Below are 13,351 nucleotides of genomic sequence, written 5' to 3'. Positions count from 1 at the left end.
TCAGTCATGGCGTGCGATCGGCTGCTTTTCTACACTTTTTCTGTCAATTGCAGTACCGCTAATTCCGAGCGAGAGGTTTTTGGGATAAAATGCCAATTCCCTGAATGCCAATTGATACAATTATCCCACCTAAAAGCCATCTCACACTTTTGGTCAAGCAATTAATTCTGTAAATTTCCTGTGCTGTTCCGGCAATTTATCTCTATTTTTAAGTGACAGATAAGCCTTTGCTAACTCGCCACTAATTTAGATCACTCGGCGTTACAGCAGCCCATTCCCCTATTAAATAATAAGCCAAAACTGCCTTCGCTGAAAATCCAGGCATAACCACTAAAAGTAACAGAATGAGAATTCGACTTTTCACGGCCTTTATTCCCAAACAAGCCAGCAGTAAAAACCTGATGCCATCTTTTAATTAACCGCAGAGGACACAGAGGACACAGAGCAAAAGATAAAAAAGATAGATCATCGTAATATACAGCCAAATCCATTCAGAACTTGCGAACCCTTCTCCTCTCTTCCTCTCTTTCCTCTTGCTTCGCGCCCTTCGCGCCTTCGCGGTTCGTTAAAAAATCTCTTACCCGCAAATAGATACCAGAAATTACTTCCAAGAAACCTTCGGCAAAATCTGGTTTTTATCGACACGATGCTGATATTTTGTAGCAAAATTCAGCAGAGAATCGAGCAGGGAATCTGAGAGATAGTGCGGTTGTAAACCGAGGTCTAGCAAATTGGTGTTTTTGGCATTGAAATAATGTTCTTCTTTCTCGACTCTGGGATTTTCGATGTTGTTGATTTCTACTTTTAATCCCATTGCCATGCCTGCTTTTTGCACCAAGGAGGCTAAGTCGCCGACGCTGAATTGTTCGGTGAATTGGTTGAAGACGCGGAATTGTCCGGCTTCGGCGGGGTTGGCGATCGCCAATTCCACGCACCGCACGGTATCCCGAATGTCTAAGAAGCTGCGGGTTTGTCCGCCAGTGCCGTAAACCGTCAAAGGATGACCGATCGCAGCTTGGATGCAAAACCTGTTCAATGCTGTACCGAATACTCCGTCGTAGTCCAAACGGTTGATCAACAGTTCATCCATGCCGGTTTCATCTGTGAGCACGCCGTAGACTACGCCCTGATTTAAGTCGGTGGCTCTTAAACCCCAGATTTTGCAAGCAAAATGGATGTTGTGGGAGTCGTGGACTTTAGACAGGTGGTAGAAACTGCCTGGTTGTTTGGGATAGGGTAGTGTATCCTTGCGACCGTTGTGTTCGATCGTAATGTAGCCTTCTTCAATGTCAATATTCGGCGTGCCGTATTCGCCCATTGTCCCCAATTTCACTAGGTGACAATCGGGGAAGTCTTCGCGGATGGCGTACAGCAGGTTGAGTGTCCCGACGACGTTATTGACTTGAGTGAGGACTGCGTGTTCGCGATCGATCATTGAGAAAGGTGCCGAACGCTGTTCGCCGAAATGGACGATCGCCTCTGGTGCAAATTTTCTCATGCTTTTGCTGAGAAAATCGTAGTTGGTGATGTCACCGACGAACAAGTCGATCGACTTGCCCGTTAAATCTTGCCATCGCTGGAGTCGTTGCTGAATCGGTGCGATGGGAGTGAGGGTGTCGCTGCACAGTTCCAGATCCCAGTGCCGCCGCACGAAGCTGTCGAGGATGCCAACTTCGTAACCTTTGTTAGAAAGGTAGAGTGCGGTTGCCCAACCGCAATAGCCATCGCCACCAATAACCAGGACTTTCATAAATCAACGGTGAATCTTGCTTGCCAATACTGGGTTAATGTACCAGGTATTGGTGCATTCTGAACCTTTAATCAAGCGTGTTCACCCAGGAAGGAGTCTGTTTTTTTAGATTAAACCTGAATTTCCTCGGCGAAACTGGCCCGGCGGGTGAATTCAAAGGGGCCGGCCTGGGCTCCCCAGACGTGGGCGTCGGTTTCTGGGTCCCGTCCGCGATCGTGGCTAATAAACTTGTCTTGGTCTATCTCGAATTCGCTGTCTAAATAGGTTTTTTTGCCCTTTCTGACCACCATGCAGCCTTTTCCTGGTTCGACAAACCCTTTGAAGCTGTTGCCCGTCCACTGGGTAATAAAGGTGCAGCCGGGAAGTAGAGTCAGTTGTTCTTTTTTGATTTCTTGCAGCCGTTGCGGGTCGCGGGAAGCGCCGTAGAATTGTTCTTCGTTTTCTATGGCATAATTTTCGATGTCGATTCGATCGCCCACCGGGATTAATTTTAAGACTCGGACTCGGTACGGTACATTCAGTTCAATATCGTAGGCTTGTTCTAGGTACAAGCTGAGCCCATCCAGAACTTCGACAGGCAAAGGCCTCATGCAGACGCGGATGTGGGCGAAGAAGGGCGGGTTTTCAAAGGCTTGGGCTTGGTTGCTGAAATCGGCGGCCATCCAGCGGGCGAGGGTGACGATATCGGTGGAATGAGTCATTTCGATTTTAGATTTTAGATTTTAGATTTTGGATTGAGGGAGTAGAAGTTATTTTAGGGGATAGCGGGCGATCGGCTATAGAAGGTAGTTATCTGCTTTACGAACAAGTAAAGAAACGGCGGCGATAAGTACGGCATTAATCAACGTATCCTATTAGCGATCTCGCCCTTTTCTTCTACCAGATATCGAATTTTTAGTGAAACTCGCCCCATTGGTGCGCCCTCAATCTTCCAAAATCTCGACCAAATCTTCCATCGTCACGTCGAAGGCGCGGGCAATTTTGTAAACAGCAGAAAGATCGACTGTATTCAAAGCATCGCGCCTCCCGTAGCTTTTTACTGTGTTGTAGTTGACTCCCGAGCGATCGGCAACTTCTTTGAACGTCCAACCTCTTTGCTCAGCTAGTTCTCGAATCCGCAGTCTAACGTAGCCCATATTTGGCTTGACATCGGTGCATATATACCCGACAATAGCTATGTACACTGAAAACGATCGCCCTCCTAGCCTCGAAAACTTAAGGGCGACCGTTTTTCTATCAAATCCCGCTTTCGGCGGGAAGGATTACCCTATGATACCAACATCCAAGCTCAAATTAAACACTCATCCCTGGTGTATCGTGCGGCAATTGCCGAATATGCAGCGATTGGTGGTTGCTCGGTTCCACCGTCGGGGCGATGCGGAGGGATACATACAGATTTTACAGCGGTTGTTGCCGACGACTAAACACGCGATCGTTTTTGATACGACTGGGGCTGAGAAATTGGCACAAGTGCGATCGACTCAATTAGAACGAATGTTGTAATTAATTAGGAGCGATCGTGTTTTATAGCAAGTGTGATCGCTCTTTCCTTAAATTCACTTAACAACGGATAAGCTACAATATTCCCAGAGTATCTCAGAGCTGTTATTCCTATGAATACTCAATTAATGGTAAAACCTTCTTCTTTGATGCCCCAAGGCATCAAAATGGTAGAATTTGGGAATATTTACTTATTCAGATTTACCGACGATCTCCAATCTCGCATGGAAGAACTGCTAGAGAGAAAAAGACTAGATTTGTTAACTGTCGATGAAATTCCAGAATTAGCTGGCATCATCGAACTATCCCGAATTTTTACCTTGATTAACGCCCAACTTTCCACTCAAGCTAAATGGTGCCCGATCGCACTCGACAATTTATACGACAACGAGCTAAATATCTATGCGAATACTGGCACTCTCCAGAATATCTAAGCCCAGATCGCTTTACAATAGATCATCTCATGCCCAAATCTATCGGCGGATCTGATGACAGTGAAAATTTAGCATTAGCTTGCCGTCGCTGCAACGAACGCCACTACAATTTTACCAAGGGAATTGACCAGGAAACTCAGCAAGAATGTTTATTATTTAATCCTCGTCAGCAGCAGTGGTCAGAACATTTTATCTGGACAGCAGATGGTCTAAATATTGTCCCTAAAACTCCCATAGGTCGAGCAACTTGCAATCGGCTTGACCTTAATAATGATGAACGTTATGATGAAGAGGATTCGATTCGGCGATCGCGCAGGTTTTGGGTAGAAGGTGGATGCCAACCACCTGGTGAAGATGCTCGTCAATTAGAATAAGCACGATCGTTCAAGCCAAAAGTTTTATGAAATGAAGCACTTGCGCGATCAATCTACAGATAAAACTAGAGATTTTTCGCGCAAATACTTCGCCCAAACGATACTTTTACCAGAGATTAAATCCTCTGGTTGAGACATCTAAATTAGCAAATTAGATGAGTTTGACAGCCCGCAGACCAAACATCAGCACTGTCGCCAAGCCGATCATGCCGCCAAAAAGCCCGAAATAAGTTATTATTCCGCTAAGAGTCATTGCAATTTCTCCAAAACAATCAATAAAAAGACCTATAAGAACTATAATCTAAAATCTAATATCTAAATTAGATAAATATGCAATCCATAATTAAAGTTGACTTGGGGCCACAATCTTACAATGTTTGCGTGCGATCGGGCGGCTTAGACGAACTCGGCAGTCTGATGGGCGATCTAAGTTTGGGCAAAAAAGTGCTGCTGGTGTCGAATCAGTCGATTTTTCGGCAGTACGGCGAAAGAGCAACCGCAGCCCTCGAATCAGCCGGTCTGGAAGTCGGTACCTGCATTTTACCACCGGGAGAACAGTACAAAACTTTAAATTCGGTACAGAAAATTTACGGTGCGGCTTTGGAAAACCGCTTAGAACGTTCCTCGACAATGGTCGCTTTGGGCGGCGGGGTTGTGGGCGATATGACGGGTTTTGCGGCGGCGACTTGGCTGCGGGGAATTAATGTCGTGCAGGTTCCGACTTCGCTGCTGGCGATGGTTGATGCTTCTATTGGTGGCAAAACAGGGGTAAATCATCCTTTAGGGAAGAATTTAATCGGGGCTTTTCACCAGCCACGTTTGGTGTTAATTGACCCGGATGTCCTAAAAACTCTGCCGGCGAGGGAATTTCGTTCGGCGATGGCGGAAGTGATTAAGTACGGAGTGATTTGGGATGCTGAACTTTTTGGGAAGTTGGAGAATTGCAAGCGTTTGGATCAAATGCGCTATGTGAAGGCGGATTTGTTGGCTGAAATTTTAAGCAGGTCTTGCCAAGCTAAGGCTGAGGTGGTAAGCAAAGACGAGAAGGAATCGGGTTTGCGGGCGATTTTGAATTACGGGCACACCATTGGTCATGCTGTGGAAAGTTTGACCAATTACAAGGTGATTAATCACGGGGAAGGAGTGGCTATCGGCATGGCTGCGTCAAGCCGATTGGCTGTGGAGTTGGGAATGTGGGATGCTGAGTGCGATCGCCGCCAGTCTGCTTTGATTGAAAAAGCGGGTTTACCTGCCAAATTGCCGGCGGGTGTGGATGTTGAGGAAATTTTGCATACTTTGCAACTGGATAAGAAGGTGCAGGATGGCAAGGTGCGGTTTGTGCTGCCGGTGCGCTTGGGTGAGGCTGCTGTGAGCGATCGGGTGGATGGGGATTTGATTATACAAGTTTTGAAGGAAATGCTTTAGATTCTCGTTTTTGGGGGTGTTTAACCGCCGCTGAACGCTGATTCACGCCGATCGCCAAAGATGTTTTTTCTTTCAATCTGCGATCGGCGGTTGAGTTTAGGAACCGCTCGACTGCGAATTAATTTCCTCCAAAATCTTCTCGACTCTGTTTGCGGCTTGAGTTCTGCCTTGCTTGATAAATAACTCCTTAGCTTTTGTGAGGCTGGCTACTGCCTCCGCTTGGTTTTCCTTGTCTCCTTGCTGGTACAAACCGACTCCTAAATTGTTTAAAGCATCGGGATATCGATCGTTAATTTTAACGGCTTGTCTCCACTGAACAATTGCCTCGGGCAACTGCCCCTGACTTGCCATCGCCACGCCTAAATCGTTGTGAGCTTTGGCGTGCTTCGGGTTGACTTCAATTGCTTTTTGGAATAGAGCGATCGCATCGCTCATTTTACCTTGCCCCGACAGCATAGTTCCCAACTTGTAATAAGCATCCGCTTCTTTGGGATAGCGAGCGATTAGTTGCCGATACAAAGCTTCGGCATTGACAGCATTTCCTTGACCGTAAAGGTCGTTGGCAGTTCTCAAACCCATCGTGTAGCCTTTACCTACAACTTGACACTTTTTCTCGGACTGGCCTTCCTGCTTGCAAATCCTGAGTTCGTCTCCCTTCATCTCATAGGACAGAACTTCTCGAACTGCAGGGCCTCGGCGCGGTGGCTGCAAGTTCTGTGACTGCAAGTTTTGCGAGAGTTGCAGGGCGATTGTCTCAGCTTGTGCCGGTTGGGCCGCTGCTGCATTGCAGATTCCTGCACCCACCAAAATGCTTGGGGCGATCCACCTCAAAGGTTTGAACAAGCGAAACTCTCGATCGTTTTTCATGTCTTTTGTGGAAACGTGTTGTTGATATGCTGGGTTTCACTAGCGCCGTAAGAGTCGGAGCAGATCGGGGCCCACCAGATGAAATAGTTAGTTATTAACAGTCGAGATATTTTAGCACTGTGTGGCCGAGTTTGAGTTAAATTAGAGTAGAATTCCGATCAATTCTCAGTCAACCTTAGCAGGAAAATAGAAATGGGGCAGTCTATTCTTACCATGCTCTTTGCGCTCATCCTCGGCTACGCTGTTAACTCCAGCGTTAAAATAGTCAGCGGTGGCGACGAAGCTTTAGTGGAACGTTTGGGTCAATACAAGCGCACTCTAAAGCCAGGATTCCACTTTATCAGTCCCCTGGTCGAAAAAGTCGTCTGCGTGGACACAACCCGTGAAAGAGTTTTAGATATTAAACCTCAGTCAGCAATCACGGGAGATAATGTGGCTCTAGAAGTCGATGCCGTGGTGTATTGGCGAGTTGTGACTTTAGAGAAAGCTTATTATGGAATCGATCAAATTGAAAATGCGATCGCCAACTTAGTTTTAACCACGTTTCGCGCTGAAATTGGTCGATTGCCAATGCAAGACATCTTGGGTTCCCGAGATGACATGAATAAAAAGTTACTCAAGAAGTTAGACGAAGCTACTCAACCTTGGGGCGTCAAAGTAATTCGCGTAGAAATTCAAAGCATTACACCTCCGAAAAGGGTGCAAGAAGCTATGGAATTGGAGCGCGCCACTAAGAGCGAGTGGCAAGCAATGGTCAATAAGGCGATCGGCACTAAGGAGTACATGAGGCTCTTAGTTGAAGCTTTAGACTCCCATCCTAATAGTAAGCAAGTTTTGAATTACTTAGTAACCGAAAAATACTTAGACGCTCAACAAAAATTGGGCGAAAGCGACAATGCCAAAATTCTGTTTATGGACCCCAGAAGCATGAGCGAAGCTCTGGGCGAGCTGATGGGTTCTATGCCCGATGTGATTCATTCTGAGGGCGGGGAAATGAAAGTTATTGATACTCCGACTTCTCAAGACTGATTCCTGAAGATAGCGTCGGCAACCAGACAAACATCGTGCATTTCTCTGACATCGTGAACTCGCAAGATATCTGCCAAATTTGCGATCGCACCTGTACAAGCCGCCGCTGTCCCCCAAACTCTTTGTTTCGCTTCTGGCTGATTCAAAATGTGACCGATGAAGCTTTTGCGCGATACTCCGACTAAAATCGGACAGTTTAAAACACGGAATTTTCGCAACTCTCGCAGAATTTCTAAGTTTTGACTGTAAGTCTTGGCAAAGCCAATACCAGGGTCGAGAATTATTTGAGATTTGTCAATCCCCGCCGCAACTGCTGCCGCAATTCGACTCTCGAAAAATTCCCCAATTTCCCCCATTAAATCCCGATAATCTGTCAGTTTTTGCATCGTCTGGGGAGTTCCCCGAATGTGCATCAAAATTATTGGTACTTTTAACTGAGCAACTGTTGACAGCATTTCCGCATCAAAAGTAGCTCCAGAAATATCGTTAATTATATCAGCTCCCGCCTCAACCGCAGCTTTGGCAACCTGCGCTCTGGTAGTATCGACCGAAATAGGAACTGAACCAAAAATTTCAGCTTTTTGCCGCAGTATTTGTACGACAGGTATAACGCGATCGATCTCCTCTCCTAATGATATTTCCGCTGCACCAGGCCGAGTAGATTGACCGCCAATATCAATAATATCTACCCCCGATTTTACCATATTTTCCGCTTGCGCTAAAGCAGATTCTATGGTATTGAAATCTCCGCCGTCGCTAAAACTGTCCGGGGTAACATTCAAAACGCCCATCAAATAAGTGCGTTTTCCCCACTCGAAAACTTTATTTCTAATTGTAATTTTTTTGTTATTTATCATATCACCTCCTCACTCGGCGATTGAAATCGCTTCTTGTCAAACGAAATCCCTCTCTAAGAGACTCAAGAATAAAGCAGAAGCGCCTTTCTTAATTCAACCAAAACTTAACCAGCTAAACACAGTGTCAACTGTCAATTCTAATTCAATTTTATCAATTATTGGCAACCGAGCTGCACCTTTATACAGTTCTACTTTTTGTCCTGGAAATACTGCCAAAATACTCTCTTCTTCTGGGTCTAATAACCACCCCAACTCAGTTCCGTGTCGCGAACAGTGAAGTAATTTACTCAGCACTTTTGTTTGACTTTGACTTGGGGACAGAATTTCAATCGACCAGTCTGGATTAATTTCAAAGCGGTTAGCAATTCTACCAGAGGGCAAAAAAGGAATTCTTTCCCATCGGAATACTGCTACATCTGGCACGATTGATGCGCCACCAAATGTGCAGTATAACTCTGGAAAAGCACGGGCAATTTTCTGAGTTTTTGTTACTTGATCGATCGTCTTGCAGAGTTCACCTTGAAGGACGCTGTGTTCACCTTGTGGCATGGGCTTCTGAATGATTTCTCCGTCAAGAAACTCTGAGGCTGGTTCAGTTTCAGGAAGTTTTAGGAACTCCTCTAAGGTGGGTTTTGGTTTAACGCTCGCAATCATAGGTCAATTCTCCCGATCCGAGAAACACTGAACGGCACATCACAATTGTAGGCGATAGCTGTTTAATTCCCGCTGCCCTTGTTCCACTTACCACTTAGCAATTACCTATTAGCAATTACCTATTACTGATAATTGACAATTCGAGCAAAACTCGCAGCTTCCAAACTAGCACCACCAACCAAAACCCCGTCTATCTCCGGCTGAGCCATGACTTCATCAATATTCTCCGGTTTGACCGAGCCGCCGTACTGAATGGGCACGCCAGGATTAGTCAATTTACTGCGAATCAAACCAATAACTCGGTTAGCTTCCTTCGTTTCGCAAGTATCGCCAGTGCCAATTGCCCAAATCGGCTCGTAAGCAATGACCAACTTATTTTGGTCAACACCAACCAAATCTTTTTCCAATTGAGAAAAAATGTGAGCTTCAGTTTCCCCTGCATCTCGCTGCTGCTTGGTTTCCCCAACGCACAGAATCGGAATTAAATCGTATTTCTGAGCAGCTTTCAGCCGCAAATTCACCGTTTCGTCAGTTTCCCCAAAATATTGGCGGCGCTCACTGTGGCCGATGATGACATAGCGCACACCAAGTTCACTCAGCATTGGCCCGGAAATTTCCCCTGTAAAAGCTCCAGACTCTTGCCAGTGAACGTTCTGAGCACCGAGTCTGATACGGCTGCCGTGCAAATTTTTCGAGAGGACAGCCAAGGAAGTGAAGGGAACGCAAAGCACGACTTCCCGTTCCTCTGGGGTTTCCGTCAGGCAGGACATGAATCCTTGAAGAAACTCTAGGGATTCAGTCCTAGTTTTGTACATTTTCCAGTTGCCAGCAATAACTATTTTCCGCACGGGTGACTCAGTAGCTCTGTGAACATCAAAATCAGGCAACTTATAGTTTAAAGCTTTAGGGTACATTTCAAGCCCTTATTGCCCAAACTCGATGCGAGCTTGCTCAACTAAGTCAACGGTGACGACTTGGGTTTCGGCTTCGCGGGCCAACTGCTCGATGCGGACGCGAGCTTGTCCCCGGACAAAATAGGGAATATTTTTCAGCTTCGCCTTGGCTTCTGGCGTCCATTTTAAATCATCGGAAAATGCGGAATCGGGCATGGCGTATTGAGCGATCGACTACAAGCCTTCATGGATCTGGCTTTGATGGAAAGCCTGGATGTATTAAATTTACCACGATTTGCGATCGCCCCACACCTTCTCACTCTGCCTTAAATTTGTTGCCTACAATAGCCGACGCTTCTTGTAAAAGCTGATTCTGCTCTTGTCGAATTGCCTCCAACCTTGTCAAAATATTAGCAAGTCGTTCTTGAGACTCCAAACTGTTTGATTCAACTCCCCTCAATTGTAAACCTGAATTATTTTTGTATTCGGGATTCTTTGAAACCAATGAGTTTACAGCCACTCCACCGACATTACTTACATATTTAGAGCCAAAACTCAAAACCCCCTGCATAAATTTTACAGGGCTTTGCAGAATAAATAACCATCCTTTTGCAAACAAGCTACCTAAAGCCTGAAACAAACCTAAGATACTCAATATAAATAGCAGCAAAATTGCTAAAGATATCAGCGGGTGATTCACCAACCAGAAGACGAGAGGGTGAGCATCAATCCAATCTTTAACATTACCCTTGATAGCACTTTGGAGGGCATTAGAAGCGGCATCGCTCATATTTCCAGCCTTGTTAATGCTATCTTCTAATGAAGCCTTAGCCTTTTCGGTAGCTTGATTTACACTCTCTACAGCTTGGATAGTGCTTTGATTCAGAGTATTGACCGCAGAGTTAGTAGTTTGATTAATAGTTTCTTTGGCAGTTGCCGCAGAGTGAGAAATAGCATCAACAGCTTTGTTGGTACTTTCACTGACGCGACTAACTGCTTGATTCGCGACTTCAGATATAGAAAGTCTCGCTTTTTCGGTTTTCTCCGCTACAGTACCTAAAGCATTGTTCGTAGCTTGATTAACAGTCTTAACGGCAGAATTCGTAGTTTGACTGAGAGCTTCTTTTGCCTGATACGCAGTTTCGGAGAGAGAAGATTTAGCTTGTGCTGTTGCTTCTGAAGTAGAATTAACTGCTTTTTCGACTTGTTCCGTCCAAACTTCTTTCGTTTTTTGAAAGCTTTGAGAAAAATCAGGGAGTGCTACTGACATAGTAAGTGATCTCCATCAAGTTAATTTACTCTTTCGCAGTGATTATAGTATATAGCAATGCTTGCAGGAGTCATATTTTTTTCACCCCATCCCAACCCTCTACGAACTCACGGGGAGGGAGTAAGAAATTCACAAATGATGCGAGAATTGCTATAGTATAGTTTCCATGCCCCCATGCTTTGAAAGATGGTGCCAACGCTTTGAGTATGTGTTCCCAACACAAGCCCAAAGATAGGAGTTTAGACACTATTTGGGGCGATGATTGAGAGAAAGAAGAGCAACAACCTATCCGTGAGCGCGCAAAACCCTGTAGATGTTTCTTAGCAAAGCTTACGCCTTTTTGCCGTCAGAGCTTCCAGGTGCGAACAAACGCTCAACCAAGGGCGAAGCTATACGTGATAATGTGACCATCAGATGTATTCCCCAAAAATAGCTCGGACGATCGCTCAAAGATGAGGTAGGAATTTGATGCACCTAAAAAAGGCTGAATTAAGTTGAGAAATATAGCATATTACTCCAGCGGCGATCGCGGGATAACAAGCGATCGTTCGTCAAATTTCGCTTGACGTTGTAAAAACTGTTTAATGCCCCCAAAAATAATTACATATTTACAAAAATTAGCGCAAGTTACCCGACTTTATATTCCCGAAAAAAAGCGAGAAATTTTAAGTAGGCTGTGGCTGTTGGTTTAACAAACCCGACGCTGCCTAGGATTTTGTTGCGGCAGCTTAGCTGGTGTATAATTTATGACATATCGGTCAATTTTTCACTTTCCATCCCAAGCTCAAAATATGCTAGGCTAGAATGTTTCCAAAGCTTGAGGTACACCATGACGTATGTATCAATCATTAGAAGAGTCAGCCATTTCGACTAACCCATCTACGGAACCGTCCTCTCTAATTCTGATTGTGGATGACGATGCCTTGATGCGTTTACAACTGCGACTGTATTTACAGAAGGAAAAATACCGAGTGGCGGAAGCTAGTGATGGGTTGACAGGACTAGCAGCTTATGAGGAAGTACATCCAGACCTGATCCTGCTAGATGCAGTGATGCCCACTATGGATGGTTTTGCTTGTTGTCAAAAATTATCTGAAGTGCCTCAGAGCGATCGCCCACCTATTTTGATGATTACTAGCTTAGAAGACAAAGAATCTGTCGATCGAGCGTTTGCAGCTGGAGCGGCTGACTATATCACTAAGCCGATTCACTGGGCTGTTCTGCGACAGAGAGTGCGACGGTTGATTCAGCAATTCCATTTGCAACAGCAACAAACCCTACTTTACAAACAGCTAGAAGCCGCCAATCGGCAATTAAAATACCTAGCGTCAATTGACGGCTTGACTCAGATTGCCAATCGCCGTCAGTTTGACCAACAGCTAGAGGAGGAGTGGCGACGCATGACGAGGCAGCAAACTCCTTTGTCACTGATTTTGTGTGATATCGATTTGTTCAAGCCTTACAACGATACTTATGGACACCAAGCAGGGGATCTATGTTTAAAGCAAGTTGCGGCAGCTCTCAATTGCAGTATTAATCGAGCTGGAGATTTAGTAGCACGTTATGGAGGTGAAGAATTTGTAGTGATTTTATCCGACACCGAGCTTGAGGGAGCCGTCCAAATCGTTAAGCAAATGCAGGCTCGCATCCAAGCTTTAGCAATAGTCCATAACAGTTCTCCGCATCATTGCATTACGCTCAGCTTCGGTATTACCAGTGTGATTCCTACCCAAGAGAGCCGACCAGAAACTTTAATTACTGCTGCCGATGCAGCACTTTATCAAGCCAAAGACAAAGGTCGTAATACTTTTTGTACCAACCTTCATAAAATTAATGAATTCACCCGTTAAATCATAAGGGTAAAAACTATGCCTCTCGTCCTTTGGAATGATTCGTTAAGTATTGGTATTCCCGAAATTGACCGCCAGCATAAACAATTAATTGATCAACTCAATACCTTAGTGGATGCCATGTTGGCAAACCGTGGAAAGGAAGAAATAAAAAATATTGTATATTTTTTAGACTTGTATTTAGCACAACACTTCGGGTTTGAAGAAAATTGTAGGCAAAGATACAAATGCCCAGTTGCATCTAACAATGCAGCGGCGCATACCAAATTTATTAAAACACTGAGTGAAGTTAAACAAGAGCTACAAACCAAAGGAGCGAGTCTTTCGTTAGCCATTAAGGTTAATGAACAATTGCTAGATTGGTTCGTGAACCATTTTAAAAAAGTCGATCGAGAACTCAAGTCGTGTATGAGTAAGCTTTGATTGCTGCTGGAAAGCTTAAATAATC

17 protein-coding genes are annotated in these 13,351 nt (G+C 45.0%); 7 read left to right on the top strand and 10 right to left on the bottom strand.

What is annotated here, in order from left to right:
- Positions 1-601: 601 nt before the first annotated feature.
- The 3 genes from QUB44_RS18220 to QUB44_RS18210 form a co-directional block, all read right to left on the bottom strand.
- Positions 602-1,750, bottom strand: coding sequence for an NAD-dependent epimerase/dehydratase family protein (locus tag QUB44_RS18220; RefSeq protein WP_015175194.1), 1,149 nt, complete (start codon positions 1,748-1,750; stop codon positions 602-604).
- 110 nt (positions 1,751-1,860) lie between these two features.
- Positions 1,861-2,451 (bottom strand): chromophore lyase CpcT/CpeT, encoded by a 591-nt coding sequence (locus tag QUB44_RS18215; RefSeq protein ID WP_333369720.1) that lies wholly within the window; start codon positions 2,449-2,451, stop codon positions 1,861-1,863.
- 222 nt (positions 2,452-2,673) lie between these two features.
- Complete coding sequence (locus QUB44_RS18210; RefSeq protein ID WP_332942973.1) at positions 2,674-2,886, bottom strand: helix-turn-helix domain-containing protein; 213 nt, start codon at positions 2,884-2,886, stop codon at positions 2,674-2,676.
- Between the two features lie 133 nt (positions 2,887-3,019).
- Between QUB44_RS18210 and QUB44_RS18205 the strand changes: the two genes are divergently transcribed.
- The 3 genes from QUB44_RS18205 to QUB44_RS18195 all read left to right on the top strand — a co-directional run bounded on the left by QUB44_RS18205 (position 3,020) and on the right by QUB44_RS18195 (position 4,058).
- Positions 3,020-3,253 (top strand): hypothetical protein, encoded by a 234-nt coding sequence (locus tag QUB44_RS18205; RefSeq protein WP_333369719.1) that lies wholly within the window; start codon positions 3,020-3,022, stop codon positions 3,251-3,253.
- 110 nt (positions 3,254-3,363) lie between these two features.
- Complete coding sequence (locus tag QUB44_RS18200; protein ID WP_333369718.1) at positions 3,364-3,684, top strand: hypothetical protein; 321 nt, start codon at positions 3,364-3,366, stop codon at positions 3,682-3,684.
- Positions 3,603-4,058, top strand: a complete 456-nt coding sequence (locus QUB44_RS18195) for an HNH endonuclease signature motif containing protein (protein WP_333369717.1) — start codon at positions 3,603-3,605, stop codon at positions 4,056-4,058. Before QUB44_RS18200 ends, QUB44_RS18195 begins: the two co-directional genes overlap by 82 nt.
- A gap of 151 nt (positions 4,059-4,209) precedes the next feature.
- Here the strand turns inward: QUB44_RS18195 and petL are convergent, their stop codons facing one another.
- Positions 4,210-4,311: a cytochrome b6-f complex subunit PetL gene (gene petL, locus QUB44_RS18190; protein ID WP_333139216.1), complete on the bottom strand. Its 102-nt coding sequence runs from the start codon at positions 4,309-4,311 to the stop codon at positions 4,210-4,212.
- 77 nt (positions 4,312-4,388) lie between these two features.
- Between petL and aroB the strand changes: the two genes are divergently transcribed.
- The gene (aroB, locus tag QUB44_RS18185; protein ID WP_333369716.1) at positions 4,389-5,483 is read left to right on the top strand and encodes a 3-dehydroquinate synthase; all 1,095 of its coding nucleotides are present in this window, start codon (positions 4,389-4,391) and stop codon (positions 5,481-5,483) included.
- Between the two features lie 96 nt (positions 5,484-5,579).
- Here aroB and QUB44_RS18180 read toward each other — a convergent pair whose 3' ends face one another.
- The gene (locus tag QUB44_RS18180) at positions 5,580-6,350 is read right to left on the bottom strand and encodes a tetratricopeptide repeat protein (protein ID WP_333369715.1); all 771 of its coding nucleotides are present in this window, start codon (positions 6,348-6,350) and stop codon (positions 5,580-5,582) included.
- A 192-nt stretch (positions 6,351-6,542) separates the two neighbouring features.
- On the opposite strand from QUB44_RS18180, the gene QUB44_RS18175 reads away from it, so the two are divergent.
- Positions 6,543-7,379, top strand: a complete 837-nt coding sequence (locus QUB44_RS18175; protein WP_333369714.1) for a stomatin-like protein — start codon at positions 6,543-6,545, stop codon at positions 7,377-7,379.
- Here the strand turns inward: QUB44_RS18175 and folP are convergent.
- The 5 genes from folP to QUB44_RS18150 form a co-directional block, all read right to left on the bottom strand.
- Positions 7,370-8,236 (bottom strand): dihydropteroate synthase, encoded by an 867-nt coding sequence (folP, locus tag QUB44_RS18170; protein WP_333369713.1) that lies wholly within the window; start codon positions 8,234-8,236, stop codon positions 7,370-7,372. The two genes, QUB44_RS18175 and folP, sit on opposite strands and share 10 nt — an antisense overlap.
- Positions 8,237-8,329: 93 nt before the next feature.
- Entirely contained in the window at positions 8,330-8,890 is a 561-nt protein-coding gene (locus QUB44_RS18165) for a Uma2 family endonuclease (RefSeq protein WP_333369712.1), read from the bottom strand.
- Between the two features lie 122 nt (positions 8,891-9,012).
- Positions 9,013-9,738 carry a triose-phosphate isomerase gene (gene tpiA, locus QUB44_RS18160; RefSeq protein WP_333369735.1) on the bottom strand — a complete coding sequence of 242 codons (726 nt, stop codon included), beginning with the start codon at positions 9,736-9,738 and terminating at the stop codon, positions 9,013-9,015.
- A gap of 75 nt (positions 9,739-9,813) precedes the next feature.
- Positions 9,814-9,999: a PCP reductase family protein gene (locus QUB44_RS18155; RefSeq protein WP_333164169.1), complete on the bottom strand. Its 186-nt coding sequence runs from the start codon at positions 9,997-9,999 to the stop codon at positions 9,814-9,816.
- A gap of 100 nt (positions 10,000-10,099) precedes the next feature.
- Entirely contained in the window at positions 10,100-11,053 is a 954-nt protein-coding gene (locus tag QUB44_RS18150; protein WP_333369711.1) for a hypothetical protein, read from the bottom strand.
- Positions 11,054-11,889: 836 nt separating this feature from the next.
- On the opposite strand from QUB44_RS18150, the gene QUB44_RS18145 reads away from it, so the two are divergent.
- Both QUB44_RS18145 and QUB44_RS18140 read left to right on the top strand, forming a co-directional pair.
- The gene (locus QUB44_RS18145; protein ID WP_333369710.1) at positions 11,890-12,903 is read left to right on the top strand and encodes a PleD family two-component system response regulator; all 1,014 of its coding nucleotides are present in this window, start codon (positions 11,890-11,892) and stop codon (positions 12,901-12,903) included.
- Between the two features lie 18 nt (positions 12,904-12,921).
- A complete protein-coding gene (locus QUB44_RS18140; protein WP_333369709.1) occupies positions 12,922-13,326 on the top strand; it encodes a hemerythrin family protein in 405 nt (134 codons plus the stop codon).
- Positions 13,327-13,351 lie beyond the last annotated feature (25 nt).

The organism is Microcoleus sp. AT3-D2, from assembly GCF_036705715.1.
Lineage (GTDB): Bacteria > Cyanobacteriota > Cyanobacteriia > Cyanobacteriales > Microcoleaceae > Microcoleus.
This window is presented reverse-complemented; position numbering and strand designations above follow the sequence as displayed.

Coding starts and splice junctions, on each gene's coding strand:
- QUB44_RS18180 (WP_333369715.1), bottom strand. CDS start 6,350: ATGAAAAACGATCGAGAGTTTCGCTTGTTCAAACCTTTGAGGTGGATC.
- QUB44_RS18145 (WP_333369710.1), top strand. CDS start 11,890: ATGTATCAATCATTAGAAGAGTCAGCCATTTCGACTAACCCATCTACG.
- QUB44_RS18155 (WP_333164169.1), bottom strand. CDS start 9,999: ATGCCCGATTCCGCATTTTCCGATGATTTAAAATGGACGCCAGAAGCC.
- folP (WP_333369713.1), bottom strand. CDS start 8,236: ATGATAAATAACAAAAAAATTACAATTAGAAATAAAGTTTTCGAGTGG.
- aroB (WP_333369716.1), top strand. CDS start 4,389: ATGCAATCCATAATTAAAGTTGACTTGGGGCCACAATCTTACAATGTT.
- QUB44_RS18165 (WP_333369712.1), bottom strand. CDS start 8,890: ATGATTGCGAGCGTTAAACCAAAACCCACCTTAGAGGAGTTCCTAAAA.
- QUB44_RS18205 (WP_333369719.1), top strand. CDS start 3,020: ATGATACCAACATCCAAGCTCAAATTAAACACTCATCCCTGGTGTATC.
- QUB44_RS18150 (WP_333369711.1), bottom strand. CDS start 11,053: ATGTCAGTAGCACTCCCTGATTTTTCTCAAAGCTTTCAAAAAACGAAA.
- QUB44_RS18220 (WP_015175194.1), bottom strand. CDS start 1,750: ATGAAAGTCCTGGTTATTGGTGGCGATGGCTATTGCGGTTGGGCAACC.
- QUB44_RS18140 (WP_333369709.1), top strand. CDS start 12,922: ATGCCTCTCGTCCTTTGGAATGATTCGTTAAGTATTGGTATTCCCGAA.
- QUB44_RS18175 (WP_333369714.1), top strand. CDS start 6,543: ATGGGGCAGTCTATTCTTACCATGCTCTTTGCGCTCATCCTCGGCTAC.
- QUB44_RS18200 (WP_333369718.1), top strand. CDS start 3,364: ATGAATACTCAATTAATGGTAAAACCTTCTTCTTTGATGCCCCAAGGC.
- QUB44_RS18195 (WP_333369717.1), top strand. CDS start 3,603: ATGGTGCCCGATCGCACTCGACAATTTATACGACAACGAGCTAAATAT.
- petL (WP_333139216.1), bottom strand. CDS start 4,311: ATGACTCTTAGCGGAATAATAACTTATTTCGGGCTTTTTGGCGGCATG.
- QUB44_RS18210 (WP_332942973.1), bottom strand. CDS start 2,886: ATGGGCTACGTTAGACTGCGGATTCGAGAACTAGCTGAGCAAAGAGGT.
- QUB44_RS18215 (WP_333369720.1), bottom strand. CDS start 2,451: ATGACTCATTCCACCGATATCGTCACCCTCGCCCGCTGGATGGCCGCC.